This is a genomic window from Pseudoxanthomonas sp. LjRoot206 (assembly GCF_056175725.1).
In genome coordinates, this window is sequence record NZ_JBGFFI010000002.1 from 681,573 (window position 1) to 696,608 (window position 15,036).

Sequence of the window (15,036 nt, forward strand, 5' to 3'; positions counted from 1 at the left end):
CGTGAGCAATCCCTGGAACAGCCGTCCGCCGCGTCCGCCCGGCAACCCGCCGGAGCGACGCCGTCCGCCACGTGCGCAGGAAGACCGTCCTGCGCACGCGACGGCGCCGCGCGACGAGCGCGGTGCGGGCGCATCGCGCAGCGAGCTGCGGCTGTACGGCCTCAATGCCGTGCACGCGGTCTTCGCGCGCCGGCCGGAGGCCATCCGCAAGATCTACCTGATCGAGTCGCGCATCCCGGCACTGAAACCGTTGCTGGCGTGGTGCGTGAAGCAGCGCGTGGGCTACCGCGTGGTGGAAGAGGGCGATCTCGATCGCCTCGCCGCCAGTACGCACCACGAAGGTGTGGTCGCCGACGTACTGAAAGTGGTGCCGCTGCCGATGGGTGACTGGCTGCGTGCGCTGCCGGAAGACAGGCCCTTGGCGGCGCTATGGCTGGATGGCGTGGGCAACCCGCACAACTTCGGCGCGATCCTGCGGTCGGCCGCGCACTTCGGCGTGTCAGGCATCCTGCTGCCTCGTGATTCGACGCTGGCGCTGTCCGGCGCCGCCGCTCGCGTGGCCGAGGGCGGCGCCGAACAGGTGCCGCTGGTGCGCATGGGCCAGACTGAAAATGCGGCGGCCCAGTTGCGCAACGCCGGCTTCTCGCTGGCCGCCACCGTCGTGCGCGGCGGGGACGACCTGTTCGCGACGAAGCTGGCGCAGCGCCTGGTCTACGTGATGGGCGCGGAAGGCGAGGGCATGGATGCGCAACTCGCTGCGGCCTGCGATACGCGCCTGTCGATTCCCGGCAGCGGCGCCGTCGAAAGCCTCAATGTCGCCGCGGCGACCGCCGTGTTCCTCGCGCAGTGGAAGCAGCGCCTGTAGAGCGGAGCTTGCTCCGCTGCTTCCCTTTCCGCTCAGGGAATCCTGCGGTCCCTGTAGGAGCGCCCCTTGGGCGCGATGCTTTTAGGTCAATCACCTGAAGAGCATCGCGGGCATGGCCCGCTCCTACAAAGCAGGGAGCAGCCACGGCACGATGGCGATGTCTACTCCTTCAACTGGCTGCCGAAGTCGCCGTCGGCTTCCGCCGCGAGATACGCGAACACGGTGTACGCCGCGACGTTCTGCGCCAGCGCGGCCGGGTCGATCTTGTCCAGCGTGTCGTCGGCGTTGTGGTGCAGGTCGAAGTAGTCGCTGCCGTCCTGCGCCAGCCACGCCCACGCCATGCCCCTGGCGGCGAAGGGGCTGATGTCCGGGCCGGCGCTGCCCTTGCCGGGCGTGTACTCGATGCCCAACGGTGCCAGCGCCTGCGCGATCTGCTCGGTCGCCTTGCGCGCATGCGCCGGCGCGCCGGTGTTGAACGCGTAGATGCGGCCCGCGCCGAAATCGCTCTCGGCGGCGAGCTGGTGGCGGGTGATGTCGGCCAGGTGCTTCTCGGCATACGCCTTGCCGCCGTAGAGACCCTGTTCCTCGTTGGCGAAGGCGATCACGCGGATCGTGCGCTTCGGCGCCTGCTTGAGCTGGCCGATCAGATGGCCGGCGGCCATGGTGATGCCAATACCGGCACCATCGTCGATCGCGCCCGTGCCCAGGTCCCACGAATCCAGATGTCCGCCGATCACCACCACCTCCTTCGGCAGGCTGCGCCCGGTGATCTCGCCGATGACGTTGTGCGAGGTGTATTCGCCGTTCCATCCGCAGTCCAGCGCCAGCGACACGCGCACCGGGCCGCGCTGCAGCAGACGCGCCAACTGGTCGGCGTCGGGAATGGTCAGCGATGCGGACGGCACCGGCGTCAGGCCGTCGTCGAAGCGGGTGATGCCGGTGTGGGCGACACGGTGGTTGTCGGTGCCGGCCGAGCGCATCAGGAACGCGACCGCGCCCTTGCGGATCGCGGCCGACGGACCCTTCGAGCGGATCGCACCGCCGTTGCGGTAGTCGCTGCCGTCGCGTGCGGCCTTCATCTGGTAGTCGACGAAGGCGATCTTGCCGGCCAGCGAGCCGTCGGGCGCCGCTTCCAGCGCGGCGAGGTCGGCGAAGCGGACGATCTCCGCCTCGATCTTGCCGGCGGGGCTGCCGCCCAGCGCGGTGACGGTGATCGGCTGCGCATGTGCGCCCAGGATGGCGGCGTGTTCGCTGCGGCGAACCCACTTCGGGAAGGTCACCGGCTCGAGCCATACCTTGTCGAATCCCAGCGCCTTGAACTTCGCCTGTGCCCACGCCACGGCCTTCGCATCGGCCTCGCTGCCGGCCAGGCGCGGGCCGATCTCGGTGGTCAGCGATTCGACGACCTTCCAGCCGGTGTCGTCGGCCAGCGCCTGCTCGCGCAATTGCGCCGCGGTGGCGAGCGAGGCGTCGGGGATGCGGGTCTCGCGCTGGGCGGCGAGGGCAGGTACCGCGAAGGTCAGGGCAAGCAGCAGCGGAGCAAGGCGCATGGCGTATCCCGGAAAAACGAAGGCCACGAGCTTAGCAGCCCGTGGCCTCGCGGTTCCTTTGCCGGTGTTGCCGGTTCGGAATGCAGCGTCCGCTTACTTCTTCAGCGAATCGCGGATCTCGCGCAGCAGCAGGATGTCTTCCGGCGTCGCGGCCGGTGCGGCATCGGGCTTGCGGTGCAGGCGGTTGACGGCCTTGACCAGCAGGAAGATCGCGAACGCTACGATGACGAACTGGATCACCGTGTTGAGGAACTCGCCGATGCCGATCACGACGGCGGGGACTTCCTTGCCGGCCGCGTCCACCGTGGCTTCCTTCAAGGTCCACGCCCACTTAGAGAAGTCGACACCACCGACCAGCAGCCCGATCGGCGGCATGATGATCTTGTCGACGAGCGTGGTGACGATCTTGCCGAACGCGGCACCGATGACCACGCCGACCGCCAGGTCGACCACGTTGCCGCGCGCGATGAATTCCTTGAACTCGCTGACCATGCCCATGCTGCTGTCCTGTCTGTCGGCGTCGTCGCGCCATCGGCGGGGACTATAGCGTGCATGACGCCCGCCGTTGCACCGCTCAGGCGGTGATGCGGCCCTGCAGCGTCACCACGTCGTCCAGCGAGGCGACGAACCGGTCGCCCGGCACGAGCGCGGCCACGCCCGCCGGCGTGCCCATGAACACCAGGTCGCCCGCCTTCAGCGCGTAGAGCAGCGACAGCTCGTGCAGGATGTCAGGCACGTCCCAGATCAGATCATGCAGCGCGCCATGCTGGCGGGTGTCGCCGTTCACCTGCAGGGTCAGCGTCCGGTCTTCCAGCACGCCAACATCGGCGGCAGGCACGAGCTCGCTGATCGGCGCCGAGTGGTCGAATCCCTTACCGGTATCCCAGGGCAGGCCCTTGGCCTTGGCAGCGCCCTGCAGATCGCGGCGCGTGAGGTCCAGGCCGACGCCGTAGGCGATCACCAGGGCCTGCGCGGCTTCGCGTGCGAGCGGACCGGCGGGTGCGTTGGTACCGAGGGCGACGACCAGTTCCACTTCATGGTGGAGGTCCTGCGTGCCGGGCGGGTAGGGCACATCCGCGCCGCTGGTGACGAGGGCGTCGGCGGGCTTGTGGAAGAACACGGGGGTTCCGCGATCCGCCTTCGAGGCCGGCGCCGGGGCGCCCATCTCGCGTGCGTGGTCGGCGAAATTGCGTCCCACGCAGAAGATCCGCCGGACCGGGAACGTGGCGCCGCCTCGCACGGGAACGCGCGGGATGGGCGGGGCGGGAATGAGGTCGGTCATGGCGGCCAGGCGGAAAGGAAGCGGCCGCAGAGTGTAGGCGGGAACCGGGTTCCCGCGGGCGTCGTCAGCGCGGCAGCGGCAGCACCGGCTTGCGCACCACGTGGTACTCGGCGTCGACCACGCGCACATCGCGGGCCTGCGGTTTGCCGCGCTGGCGGACCAGCTTGTAGACCAGGCCGCCGGCGATCATCGCTGCGCCCACGAATACGCTGAAGAACACCAGCACGCCCAGCAGCGCAACGCCCAGCAGGCCCAGGCCGACCCGCAGCAGCGGATGGCGCGGCTTGCGCGGAGCGAACACATTGCGGAAAGCGTTGAACTGGAAGTGGCGTGCGTACATGGCGTTGCGTCGTGACAGAATGCGGCGGGGGCCGGTGCCGCAGTATCGGATGACCGTTATGTGACCGTGTGAGGACTTCGTTAAACGCCATGCGACTGAGTGCACTGAATGACATCGTCGACGGCGGTTTTGCCGAGGTTGAGGCCAAGATCGGCGACGATGCCGAATCATTGATTCTCTTCCGTGAAGGCAACGACGTCCGTGCCTGGCTGAATGTCTGTCCGCATGCGGGCCGCCGCCTCGACTGGGCGCCGGGCCAGTTCCTCAAGAGCAAGGACGGCCATCTGGTGTGCGCCGCCCATGGCGCCTCGTTCGAACTGGTGCATGGCGACTGCGTCGCCGGGCCCTGCCGCGGAGATTCGCTGCGTGCCGTCGCCGTGCAGGTGCGCGACGACGGGGTATGGCTGGCCTGACCGGCAGGCGTCAGTCGACGCCTTGCACGATCACGCAATGCCAGCCGGTGCGGTAGGTCTCGTAGCCCGGTGAGGCCGCGTGCGCGATGCATTGGGCACGGCCATCGATGACGAGGTCCACCGCGGCACGCGGCTGGGCGAACAGCGCGCCGCGCCCCGGAAAGTCCAGGCGCGTCGCCGTCGCCTCGCCGCGCACGGTATCGGCCAGCACCTGCCCGTGGCCGTCGACGATGCACACCCGGCTGCGGCGCCATTCGGCTGCCGACAGTGGCGTGTGCTCCACGATCGTCTGCGCCAGCGCGTCCCAGCGGAACACGATGCCGAGGACGCCGAGCGGGCGACCGGTCACGCGGCCGCCTTCGCGCACGGTGCACGCGTAGACCAGCACGCGTTCGCCGCCAGCCAGCGGGCTGCGGTGCATCGACTGGAAGCCGAATTCCTCGCCGCTGGCGGTGGTCATCGTCGACTGGAACCACGCCTGCTGGGCCACCGACTGCCCTGCGGAGCGGTATTGGCGCGGTCGTCCGTTGGCGATGATGTTGCCCTGCAGGTCGGCCAGCACCAGATCGAAATAGACGGTGTACGAATCCAGGATCTGGCCGAGCCGTTGGCTGGCATGAGCAAGGGTGGCGGGCTGCGCGTCCTGCAGGGCGGCCACCATGGCGGCGTCGGTGGCCCACCAGCGCACGTCGCAGCTGCGCTCGTAGAGGTTGCGGTCGATCAGGTCGATATTGGCCAGCGCCAGGTCGGTCAACCGGGTACGGCGCACATTCGTCTGTAACTGGTCCAATCGTCCCCGCAGATCGGTACTCGTATGGCCGGCCATGCGATCGATCTCCTGCGCCGTATCGCTCACCCGCCGCGACAGCGTATCCATCTCTTCGGCGATCACCCCGAAGCTGCGCCCCGCGGCGCCGATGCGGACCGCCTCGATGCGGGCGTTCATCGAGATGATGCGGGTGACGCGGTTGATCTCGTCGATCTTCTGCAGCGACTGGCGCAACTGCTTCAGTAGCGAATCCGACAGGCCGGACACCGACTGGATATGGTCATCGATACCGGCGTCGGACACGGGTGCGACAGTGCATACGTTCATGGATCTCCTTGCGAGGGCGGGAAGGGAGGCGCCCGATCCCGCCTGGCGTCGCTGTTCCCTTGGTTGAGGCGCTATCGGCGCGTCCGTGGAGCGCTTTAATCGGCACCGTCGCGGTGCGCGTTTGCCCCGCGATGGGGCGCTGCCGTGCCTCCCTGTGCGATGGCGTCCGCCCACCGTGCGACCATGGCGCGTCCCCCGACGGCGCCCCGAGTGACCGGCATGATGATTCCCTCGCTGCTCGACACCGATCTCTACAAGCTCACGATGATGCAGGCGGTGCTGCACCAGCATCCCGGCGCGCAGGTGCTGTACCGCTTCAAGTGCCGCACGCCGGGCGTGGATCTGGTGCAGCACCTGGACGCTATCTCGGCGGAGATCGACCGGCTCTGCACGCTGCGCTTCAGCGACGACGAACTGCGCTTCCTGTCCACGCTGCGCTACATCAAGCCGGACTTCGTCGATTTCCTGGAGCAGTTCCAGCTGCGCCGGCGCCATGTGCACATCGCGCCTTCCACGCAGGTGCCGGGCGAACTCGACCTGACCATCGACGGCCCGTGGCTGCAGACGATCCTGTTCGAAGTACCGGTGCTGGCGATCATCAGCGAGACCTGGATGCGCGCGCAGCCCGATGGCGACCTGCAGGAGGGCGAGCATCGCCTGCATGCCAAGCTGGAGCGCCTGCGCGATGCAGCGCCGGACTGCACGATCACCGACTTCGGTACGCGGCGACGCTATTCGCACGATTGGCACGCCCGGCTGTTGCCGATCTGCCAGCAGGTGTTGGGCGGGCAATTCGTCGGCACCAGCAATATCCATTTCGCGCGCCGGTACGGGATGACGCCGCACGGCACGATGGCGCACGAGTGGCTGCAGGCGTTCCAGCAGCTGGGGCCGCGTCTTCGCGACTCTCAGCGCGCCGCGTTCGAGGCGTGGGCGCAGGAATACCGGGGCGACCTCGGCATCGCGCTGTCGGACGTGGTAGGACTGGATGCCTTCCTGCGCGACTTCGACCTGTACTTCAGCAAGCTGTTCGATGGCATGCGCCACGACTCCGGCGATCCGCTCACATGGGGCGACCGCGTCATCGCGCACCTGGAGTCGCAGCGGATCGATCCGCAGGGCAAGACGCTGGTCTTCAGCGATGGCCTGGACATCGAAGCGGTGCTGCGCATCCACGCGCATTTCCGCGGGCGTTGCAAGGTCGGCTTCGGCATCGGTACCAACCTGACCAACGATGTCGGTCCCAAGCCGCTGCAGCTGGTACTGAAGATGGTGCGTTGCCAGGGTCAGCCGGTGGCCAAGGTCAGCGACACGCCCGGCAAGGGCATGAGCGACGATCCCGATTTCGTGGCCTACCTGCGCAAGGTGTTCGGACTGCCGACGGAGTGAGGCGGACGCCACTTTCCCAAACGCGCGGGCTACGCTCTAGAATGCGACGCTTTGCAGCCATGGGGATGGCGATGTCGGATACGGGGACGTGCGCCAACTGCGCACGGGTAGTCGATGGTTCCGAGCAGAAATTCTGTCCGGCATGCGGCCAGCCCACGCCGATGCATCGCATCGACTGGCACTTCCTGGGCCATGAGCTGGAGCACAGCGTGCTGCACATGGACCGGGGCATCCTTTACTCGCTGAAGGAACTGATGCTGCGGCCAGGGCACTTGATGCGGGCCTACCTCGACGGTCAGCGTGCGAAGCAGGTCAAGCCGCTGTTGCTAATCATGATGAGTGCGGCCGTCGTGGTGCTGCTGAGCAAGTATTTGGCCGGGGGTGACGTGATGGCCGGAATGGCAGCCGCGGCGAATCAGGCCGCCGACCTGCCCGGGCCGTTGGCAGTGATTTCCAGGTCGATCAGCGAGTGGATGAATGCCTATTTCGCGGCCGCGACCCTGCTGCTTCTGCCGTTCGAGGCTGCGGCGTTCCGGCTGGCGTTCCGTCGCACCGGCTCGCTGAACTATCCGGAATGGTTGGTGATCACCGCGTTCCTGACCGTACAGACATTCGTGTTCTGGTCGATCGCGTTGCTGCTGCAGCGCTGGATACCGGGCGCGCCTGCTTGGTCGGTACTGGTGTCCACCGCCTATGGCGTGTTTTCCCTGATGCAATTGTTCCAGCCGTATCCGCGCTGGAAGTCGTTGCTGCGCGGCATCCTGGGATACGGAATCTTTTTCGCGTTCACCCAGGTTGCAATGGGGCTCCTTGCCCTCGCGGTAGTGGCGACCTCGTTGCGGGGATAGCACGACCCATGCGTTCGGACGCGCCGGAATGGCTGGGCCTGGATCCCCACCGCGTAGTCCAAAGAAAACGCCGGCACGAGGCCGGCGTTTCCATCGAAGCGATCCGGGTCGCCCGCGCCGCAGGCGTTTGCCTTACTTCAGCGCCTTGAACCGCAGGCGGTGCGGGCGCGCGCCTTCTTCACCCAGGCGACGCTTCTTGTCTTCCTCGTACTCGCGGTAGTTGCCCTGGAAGAACTCCACGTGCGAATCGCCTTCGAAGGCGAGGATGTGTGTGGCGATGCGGTCCAGGAACCAGCGATCATGCGAAATGACGAAGGTATTGCCGGGGAACTCCAGCAGCGCGTCTTCCAGCGCGCGCAGCGTTTCGATGTCCAGGTCGTTCGACGGTTCGTCGAGCAGCAGCACGTTGCCACCCTGTAACAGCGTCTTGGCCATGTGCAGGCGACCACGTTCACCGCCGGACAGCGAGCCGACCATCTTCTGCTGGTCCTGGCCCTTGAAGTTGAAGCGGCCGATGTACGCGCGCGACTGGATCTCCACGCCATTGATGTTGAGGATGTCCAGGCCGCCCGAGATTTCCTGGAAGACGTTGTGGTTGCCTTCCAGCTTGTCGCGGCTCTGGTCCACGTAGGCCAGCTGCACGGTCGGGCCCTTGACGATCTCGCCGGCGTCCGGCTTTTCCTGCCCGGTGATCATCTTGAACAGCGTCGACTTGCCGGCGCCGTTCGGACCGATGATGCCGACGATGGCGCCGCCGGGGACGAGGAAGCTCAGGTTGTCGATCAGCAGGCGGTCGCCGAATTTCTTCGAGACGTTCTTGAACTCGATCACCGAATTGCCCAGGCGCTCGCCCGGCGGGATGAAGATCTCGTTGGTCTCGTTGCGGCGCTGGTAGTCGACCGACTGCAGCTCTTCCAGGCGGGCCAGGCGCGCCTTGCCCTTCGAGCGGCCACCCTTGGCGTTCTGGCGCGACCACTCCAGTTCCTTCTGGATGGCCTTCTGACGGGCCTTTTCCTGGTTGTCTTCCTGCTTCAGGCGCTCGTCCTTCTGCACCAGCCAGTCGGTGTAGTTGCCCTTCCACGGGATGCCGCGGCCGCGGTCGAGCTCGAGGATCCACTCGGCGGCGTTGTCGAGGAAGTAGCGATCGTGGGTCACGGCCACCACGGTGCCGGTATAGCGGGCGAGGAACTGTTCCAGCCACTCGACGGACTCGGCGTCCAAGTGGTTGGTCGGTTCGTCGAGCAGCAGCATGTCCGGCTTCTGCAGCAACAGGCGGCACAGCGCCACGCGGCGCTTCTCGCCGCCGGACAGCTTGCCGACGATCGCGTCCCACGGCGGCAGGCGCAGCGCGTCGGCGGCCACGTCCAGCTGGTTTTCCAGCGTGTGCGCGTCACCGGCGGCGAGGATCGCTTCCAAGCGTTCCTGCTCCTTGGCCAGCGCATCGAAGTCGGCACCTTCCTCGGCGTAGGCGGCATACACCGCTTCCAGCGCAGCCTGGGCCTGCAACACATCGCCCACGCCTTCCTCTACGGCCTGGCGGACGGTGTGCTCCGGGTTGAGTTCCGGCTCCTGCGCCAGGTAGCCGACCTTGATGCCGGGCTGCGGACGGGCCTCGCCTTCGAAATCCGTGTCCACGCCGGCCATGATCTTCAGCACCGTGGACTTGCCGGCGCCGTTCAGGCCCAGCAGGCCGATCTTCGCGCCCGGGAAAAACGACAGCGAGATGTCCTTGATGATCTGCCGCTTGGGCGGGACCACCTTGCTGACCCGGTTCATGGTGTAGATGTATTGCGAGGACATGCAGGCTCCGGTACGCAGGCCCCGGCGCCCGGCCGGGCAGCGGCGGGCGGGGAGGCAGAAGGGAAGGCGGCGATTATAGCCGCTCGGGCGCGGCCGACCGCCGGCTGAATACATTCCATCGACATGGATTTGACGCGGCCGTAACCGTTTTCCAGCCGGAATCGGTTCAGACGGGATCGGCATGATGGGCTCACGTGCCACACAGAGGGCTTTCCATGAACACCAAGCGTCTTTTCCAGGGTATGGCCTGCGCCGTCCTCGCCTTCGCCGTCACCGCTCCCGTGCTGGCGCGCGACGACGACCGCGGCAACCGCGGCCGTTCGCACCACTACGACCGTCGCGATGATCGACGGGACGACCGCCGCGACTGGCGTGAGGACCGTCGGGACGATCGTCGCGACCACCGCGACCAGCGCCAGGCCTACCGCCACGGCTACCACGATGGCCGTCGGGACGATCGTCACCATGACCGTCGTTACGACGACCGCCGCTACTACGCGCCCCCGCCGCGCGTGGTCTATCGCCCGGCCCCCAGCTACCACCGGTGGGCGAGGGGCCAGCGTTACCACGACTACTACCGTGGTCCGGTCTACGTGGTGAACGACTACAACTACTACCACCTGCGTCGCCCGCCCCATGGCTACCGCTGGATCCGCGACGACCGCGGCAACCTGCTGATGGTCGCCATCGCCACCGGCATCATCGCCGACCTGCTGCTGCATCACTGAGCCAGGCGGTCCGATGCCCCGAAAAGCGCGCTCCGGCGCGCTTTTCCTTTTCGCGGGCCGGGTGGCCGGGGGCCGGCCGGGCTACAATCGGACCTCCTGCCCGCCCTTGCCCCGGAGACCCGATGTTCCCGCGCGACGCCCGCATCGAAACCTACGATCCCGAACTGGCCCAGGCCATCGCCAACGAGGCGCGCCGGCAGGAGGATCACGTCGAGCTGATCGCCAGCGAGAACTACGCCAGCCCCCGCGTCCTGGAAGCCCAGGGCAGCGTGCTGACCAACAAGTACGCCGAGGGCTACCCGCACAAGCGCTATTACGGCGGTTGCGAATACGTCGACGTGGCGGAGCAGCTGGCCATCGACCGGGTGAAGCAGCTCTTCGGTGCCGACTACGCCAACGTGCAGCCGCATTCCGGCTCGCAGGCCAACCAGGCGGTGTATTTCGCCCTGCTGCAGCCGGGCGACACCATCCTCGGCATGTCGCTGGCCCACGGCGGCCACCTGACCCACGGCGCCAAGGTCAATGCCTCTGGCAAGATCTTCAATGCGATCCAGTACGGCGTGAACGACCAGGGCCTGATCGACTACGACGAAGTCGAGAAGCTGGCGCTGGAGCACAAGCCGAAGATGGTCGTGGCCGGTTTCTCCGCCTACTCGCAGGTCGTCGACTGGGCGCGCTTCCGCGCCATCGCCGACAAGGTCGGCGCCTACCTGTTCGTGGACATGGCGCACGTGGCCGGCCTGGTCGCCGCCGGTGTCTACCCGAACCCGTTGCCGCATGCGCACGTGGTCACCTCGACCACCCACAAGACGCTGCGCGGTCCGCGCGGCGGCATCATCGTCGCCAAGGGCGCGGGCGAGGAGATCGAGAAGAAGCTGCAGAGCATCGTCTTCCCGGGCATCCAGGGAGGTCCGCTGATGCACGTCATCGCGGCCAAGGCCGTGGCCTTCAAGGAAGCGCTGGAGCCGGAATTCAAGACCTACCAGACGCAGGTGGTGAAGAACGCGCAGGCGATGGCGAAGACGATCATCGCGCGCGGCTACAAGATCGTGTCCGGCGGCACCCAGAACCACCTGATGCTGGTCGACATGATCGGCAAGGACGTCAGCGGCAAGGACGCGGAAGAGGCGCTGGGCAAGGCGCACATCACCGTCAACAAGAACTCGGTGCCCAACGACCCGCGCAAGCCGTTCGTGACCTCGGGCCTGCGCATCGGCACGCCGGCCGTCACCACGCGCGGCTATGGCGAGCAGGACTGCATCGACCTGGCCAACTGGATCTGCGACGTGCTGGATGCCCCGGGCGACGAGGCCGTGCTGGCGAAGGTGCGCGATGCGGTGACTGCGCAGTGCCGGAAGTATCCGGTTTACGGCTGAAAAGCGAGGAGTGAGTGATGAGGAGTGAGGAACGAGTGACAGCAATCGCACATCGATGGCGGGACGGCATCGCCTCTGCTCACTCCTCACTTCTCCCCGCTCACACCTGATCCGATGCACTGCCCCTTCTGCCAGCACACCGACACCCGCGTGATCGACTCGCGCGTGTCCGAAGACGGCGCGACGATCCGTCGCCGCCGCGAGTGCGAGGCGTGCGGGGAGCGGTTCTCTACCCTGGAGAACATCGAGATCAAGCTGCCGGCGGTCATCAAGGGCGATGGCCGCCGCGATACCTTCGATGCGCGCAAGCTGCGCGCCGGGTTCGACCGCGCGCTGCAGAAGCGGCCGGTGTCGGAAGAGCAGATCGAGGCCGCGGTGCGCGCGGTCATCCATGCCATTCGCATGAGCGGCGAGCGCGAGATCGCATCGCGCAAGATCGGCGAGCTTGTGATGAGCGAGCTGCGCAAGCTGGACCACGTGGGCTACGTGCGCTTCGCGTCGGTCTACCGCAGCTTCGAGGACGTGGCCGACTTCCGCGACGAGATCGAGAAGCTGGAGCGCGACCTGCCCGCCGCCGGTCAGCTGTCGCTGCTGAGCGGCGACGTGGTGCCGTTCGACAAGCACGCGGACAAGAACAAGAAGCGCTGAGCCGTGCGCATCGAGGCGATCGGACGGCACCCGGCGTGCATCGAGCCGCTTGCGCGCTGGCACCACCAGGAATGGGGTGCGCTCTACGACGACTGGACACTGGACGCCGCCACCGCCGAGCTGGTGGACCACGCCACGCGCACCTCGCTGCCGACCACGCTGCTGTTGATGGATGGCGAGGACCTGCTGGGCTCGGTCAGCCTGCTGGTCGAAGACGCCCCGGCGCTGCAGGATCGCGGCAGTCCGTGGCTGGGCAGCCTGTTCGTGCTGCCGGAAGCGCGCGGTCGGGGCGGCGGACGCGTTCTCGTCGAGGCGGCGGTCGCGCACGCGGCGGGCGAGGGCGTGGCGCTGTTGCGTCTGTTCACCCTGTGGCACGAGGACTTCTACGCATCGCTCGGGTGGCAGGTGGAGGAGCGCACCACGCTGCACGGCACGCCGGTGGTGATCATGTCGATCCGGCCCGCGCAGCGGGTGGCGCATACTGCCTTACCCGTTCCAGAAGATGCCGCATGACTACCGCACGGACCCCGCGATGAGAACGGCGGCGTTGATCGCCCTGTTGCTGGCAACGTCCGCCGGGCTTGCGCGGGCGGAAGACGACCTTGCCGGCCACTACTACCTCGGTGGCGTGAGGGAAGTGGGCTCGGAGTTGCGGCTCATGCCGGACGGACGCTTCCAGTGGTATCTGAGCTACGGTGCGATGGACCAGCAGGCGGAAGGTGCGTGGACACGGGAGGGAGAGCAGGTCGTCCTGCAGGCCGATCCACCGGGCGAGGACGAGGGCTGGGCCCGTTTGAAGGACAGTCGCGACTGGGACGGAGCGGCGGAGTATTCGTGGCGGCGTCAGGTTCACCAGACCGCATTGGCCGGGATCGAGGCCCGCTGTCCGTTCCTGCACGCGGCGCCGGCATCGGCGACGTCTGCCGCGGAAGCGATGGCCGACGTGCCCGATGAACAAGCCCTGCGCCACGCCATCGCCACGCAGGAGGGACGACTGGCCACCTTCGTGCGGCAGGCGGAAGACGCGGCAGCCGCGGCCATGGCCGCGAATGCAGCCACGCGACCGGCCGCGATGGAGCGGGCCACGCGTGCGATGGCCGACTATTGGCGCGAGCAGTACGCGCTGAAGGACCTCTACTGGCAGCTGCCAGGCGTGAAGCCGGCCTATGCGGTGCTTGCTTTGCCCGCCGCGTGCACGGCGCCGGCGGAACCGGTGCGGGACACCGATCCTGCAGACTGGCAACCCCGCGCTGCCGTGTTCGTGCATGACGACGAGCAGGACGCCTACTTCAACGGCATTCCAGTGACGCTGGTCTACGCCGACGGGCGCGAGGAGACCGTCGCTACGCGAGCCGGCGGCTATGCCTTCGCCACACGCGCGGACGCCCGGCCGACCGCGATCCTGCTCGGCGATCCCCGCGGGATGGATGCCGGCACGGCGATGCTGCGTCTTGAGATCCCGAAGGACGCGCGTGCCGTGTTGCAGGTCGACCTGCAGACACAGGCGCTGACCGGACCCGTCTTCGAGCGGATGCAGCTGCGCGTAGATGCTGGCCAACTTATTCCCACCTGGCCAGACGGCCGCGAACAAGGGCGTTATTCCCGTGACTGAGTTTTCTGCGTTCGATCACCAGTGCATGGCGCGCGCGCTGCGGCTGGCCGAGCGGGGCGCGTACACGACGCGGCCGAATCCGATGGTCGGCTGCGTGATCGTGCAGGGCGACCGGATCGTCGGCGAAGGCTGGCACCAGAAAGCCGGTGGTCCGCATGCGGAGGTGTTCGCGCTGCAGGCCGCGGGCGAGCAAGCGATGGGCGCGACCGCCTACGTCACGCTGGAGCCGTGCGCGCACACCGGCCGCACCGGGCCGTGCGCGGACGCGCTGGTTGCCGCCGGCGTCAGTCGCGTGGTCGCGGCGATGCGCGATCCGTTTCCTCAAGTCGACGGTGCCGGCTTCGACCGGCTGCGCGCGGCCGGTATCGCCGTGCAGTCCGGACTGATGGAAGCGCAGGCGCGGCGGTTGAACCGCGGCTTCCTGTCGCGTGTCGAGCGCGGTCGGCCGTGGATGCGGGTGAAGCTGGCCACCAGCCTCGACGGCCGCACGGCGATGGCGAACGGCGACTCCAAATGGATCAGCGGCGAGGCCTCGCGCCGCGACGTGATGCGCTGGCGCGCGCGTGCCGGTGCCATCCTCACCGGCGCCGGCACCGTGCTGGCCGACGATCCGTCGCTGACGGTGCGGTTCGGCGACGACATCGCCTTCGAACCGCCGCTCCGCGTGGTGCTCGATCCCGGCCTGGCCACCGTGGCCCGCGGCAACGTGCGCCAGGGCGATGCGCCCACGCTCTACGTGCATACCGCCGAGGCGAAACCGCCGCGCGATGTCGAGGTGCAGCGGGTGGTGGCGCCGGCGACCGGCAGCAACGTCGACCTGAAGGCAATGCTGGAGCTGCTGGCGGCGCGCGGCATCAACGAAGTGCACGCCGAGGCCGGCTCCACGCTGGCGGGTGCATTCCTGGCGGCGGGACTGGCCGACGAGGTGCTGCTGTACATGGCGCCGATGCTGCTGGGCGACCAGGCGCGACCGCTGTTCGGCGGCCTCGGCATCCAGGCGATGGCCGACCGGCTGAAGCTGGAGATTGTCGACAGCCGCGCGATTGGCGAAGATCACCGCCTCCTGCTGCAACCTGCCCGCTAGAACGC

At 67.7% G+C, this 15,036-nt stretch carries 16 protein-coding genes; 10 read left to right on the forward strand and 6 right to left on the reverse strand.

Features of this window, described 5'->3' with window-relative positions; all coding sequences use genetic code 11:
* Position 1: 1 nt before the first annotated feature.
* On the forward strand, positions 2-865 hold the full coding sequence (locus tag AC04MD_RS07910; protein WP_475496739.1) for a TrmH family RNA methyltransferase: 864 nt from the start codon (positions 2-4) through the stop codon (positions 863-865).
* 161 nt (positions 866-1,026) lie between these two features.
* Here the strand turns inward: AC04MD_RS07910 and AC04MD_RS07915 are convergent, their stop codons facing one another.
* The 4 genes from AC04MD_RS07915 to AC04MD_RS07930 all read right to left on the reverse strand — a co-directional run bounded on the left by AC04MD_RS07915 (position 1,027) and on the right by AC04MD_RS07930 (position 4,037).
* Positions 1,027-2,415: a M28 family peptidase gene (locus AC04MD_RS07915; protein WP_475496740.1), complete on the reverse strand. Its 1,389-nt coding sequence runs from the start codon at positions 2,413-2,415 to the stop codon at positions 1,027-1,029.
* Between the two features lie 93 nt (positions 2,416-2,508).
* Positions 2,509-2,913, reverse strand: coding sequence for a large-conductance mechanosensitive channel protein MscL (gene mscL / locus AC04MD_RS07920; protein ID WP_475496741.1), 405 nt, complete (start codon positions 2,911-2,913; stop codon positions 2,509-2,511).
* A 76-nt stretch (positions 2,914-2,989) separates the two neighbouring features.
* Positions 2,990-3,697 carry a fumarylacetoacetate hydrolase family protein gene (locus AC04MD_RS07925; RefSeq protein WP_475496742.1) on the reverse strand — a complete coding sequence of 236 codons (708 nt, stop codon included), beginning with the start codon at positions 3,695-3,697 and terminating at the stop codon, positions 2,990-2,992.
* A gap of 64 nt (positions 3,698-3,761) precedes the next feature.
* On the reverse strand, positions 3,762-4,037 hold the full coding sequence (locus AC04MD_RS07930) for a hypothetical protein (RefSeq protein ID WP_394695553.1): 276 nt from the start codon (positions 4,035-4,037) through the stop codon (positions 3,762-3,764).
* Between the two features lie 89 nt (positions 4,038-4,126).
* Between AC04MD_RS07930 and AC04MD_RS07935 the strand changes: the two genes are divergently transcribed.
* Complete coding sequence (locus AC04MD_RS07935; protein ID WP_475496743.1) at positions 4,127-4,450, forward strand: Rieske (2Fe-2S) protein; 324 nt, start codon at positions 4,127-4,129, stop codon at positions 4,448-4,450.
* 10 nt (positions 4,451-4,460) lie between these two features.
* Here AC04MD_RS07935 and AC04MD_RS07940 read toward each other — a convergent pair whose 3' ends face one another.
* Entirely contained in the window at positions 4,461-5,546 is a 1,086-nt protein-coding gene (locus tag AC04MD_RS07940) for a methyl-accepting chemotaxis protein (RefSeq protein WP_475496744.1), read from the reverse strand.
* 219 nt (positions 5,547-5,765) lie between these two features.
* On the opposite strand from AC04MD_RS07940, the gene pncB reads away from it, so the two are divergent.
* Positions 5,766-6,935 carry a nicotinate phosphoribosyltransferase gene (gene pncB, locus AC04MD_RS07945; protein WP_475496745.1) on the forward strand — a complete coding sequence of 390 codons (1,170 nt, stop codon included), beginning with the start codon at positions 5,766-5,768 and terminating at the stop codon, positions 6,933-6,935.
* 41 nt (positions 6,936-6,976) lie between these two features.
* A complete protein-coding gene (locus AC04MD_RS07950) occupies positions 6,977-7,783 on the forward strand; it encodes a DUF3667 domain-containing protein (protein ID WP_475496746.1) in 807 nt (268 codons plus the stop codon).
* Between the two features lie 132 nt (positions 7,784-7,915).
* Here AC04MD_RS07950 and ettA read toward each other — a convergent pair whose 3' ends face one another.
* Positions 7,916-9,583, reverse strand: coding sequence for an energy-dependent translational throttle protein EttA (gene ettA / locus AC04MD_RS07955; RefSeq protein ID WP_464747568.1), 1,668 nt, complete (start codon positions 9,581-9,583; stop codon positions 7,916-7,918).
* Positions 9,584-9,798: 215 nt separating this feature from the next.
* On the opposite strand from ettA, the gene AC04MD_RS07960 reads away from it, so the two are divergent.
* The 6 genes from AC04MD_RS07960 to ribD all read left to right on the forward strand — a co-directional run bounded on the left by AC04MD_RS07960 (position 9,799) and on the right by ribD (position 15,031).
* On the forward strand, positions 9,799-10,311 hold the full coding sequence (locus AC04MD_RS07960) for an RcnB family protein (RefSeq protein ID WP_475496747.1): 513 nt from the start codon (positions 9,799-9,801) through the stop codon (positions 10,309-10,311).
* A 122-nt stretch (positions 10,312-10,433) separates the two neighbouring features.
* Positions 10,434-11,687: a serine hydroxymethyltransferase gene (glyA, locus tag AC04MD_RS07965; RefSeq protein WP_475496748.1), complete on the forward strand. Its 1,254-nt coding sequence runs from the start codon at positions 10,434-10,436 to the stop codon at positions 11,685-11,687.
* Positions 11,688-11,801: 114 nt separating this feature from the next.
* Entirely contained in the window at positions 11,802-12,335 is a 534-nt protein-coding gene (gene nrdR, locus AC04MD_RS07970) for a transcriptional regulator NrdR (RefSeq protein ID WP_475496749.1), read from the forward strand.
* Between the two features lie 3 nt (positions 12,336-12,338).
* Positions 12,339-12,848, forward strand: coding sequence for a GNAT family N-acetyltransferase (locus AC04MD_RS07975; RefSeq protein ID WP_475496750.1), 510 nt, complete (start codon positions 12,339-12,341; stop codon positions 12,846-12,848).
* Between the two features lie 34 nt (positions 12,849-12,882).
* Positions 12,883-13,947, forward strand: a complete 1,065-nt coding sequence (locus AC04MD_RS07980) for a hypothetical protein (RefSeq protein WP_475496751.1) — start codon at positions 12,883-12,885, stop codon at positions 13,945-13,947.
* Positions 13,948-13,972: 25 nt separating this feature from the next.
* The gene (gene ribD, locus AC04MD_RS07985; protein ID WP_475496978.1) at positions 13,973-15,031 is read left to right on the forward strand and encodes a bifunctional diaminohydroxyphosphoribosylaminopyrimidine deaminase/5-amino-6-(5-phosphoribosylamino)uracil reductase RibD; all 1,059 of its coding nucleotides are present in this window, start codon (positions 13,973-13,975) and stop codon (positions 15,029-15,031) included.
* Positions 15,032-15,036 lie beyond the last annotated feature (5 nt).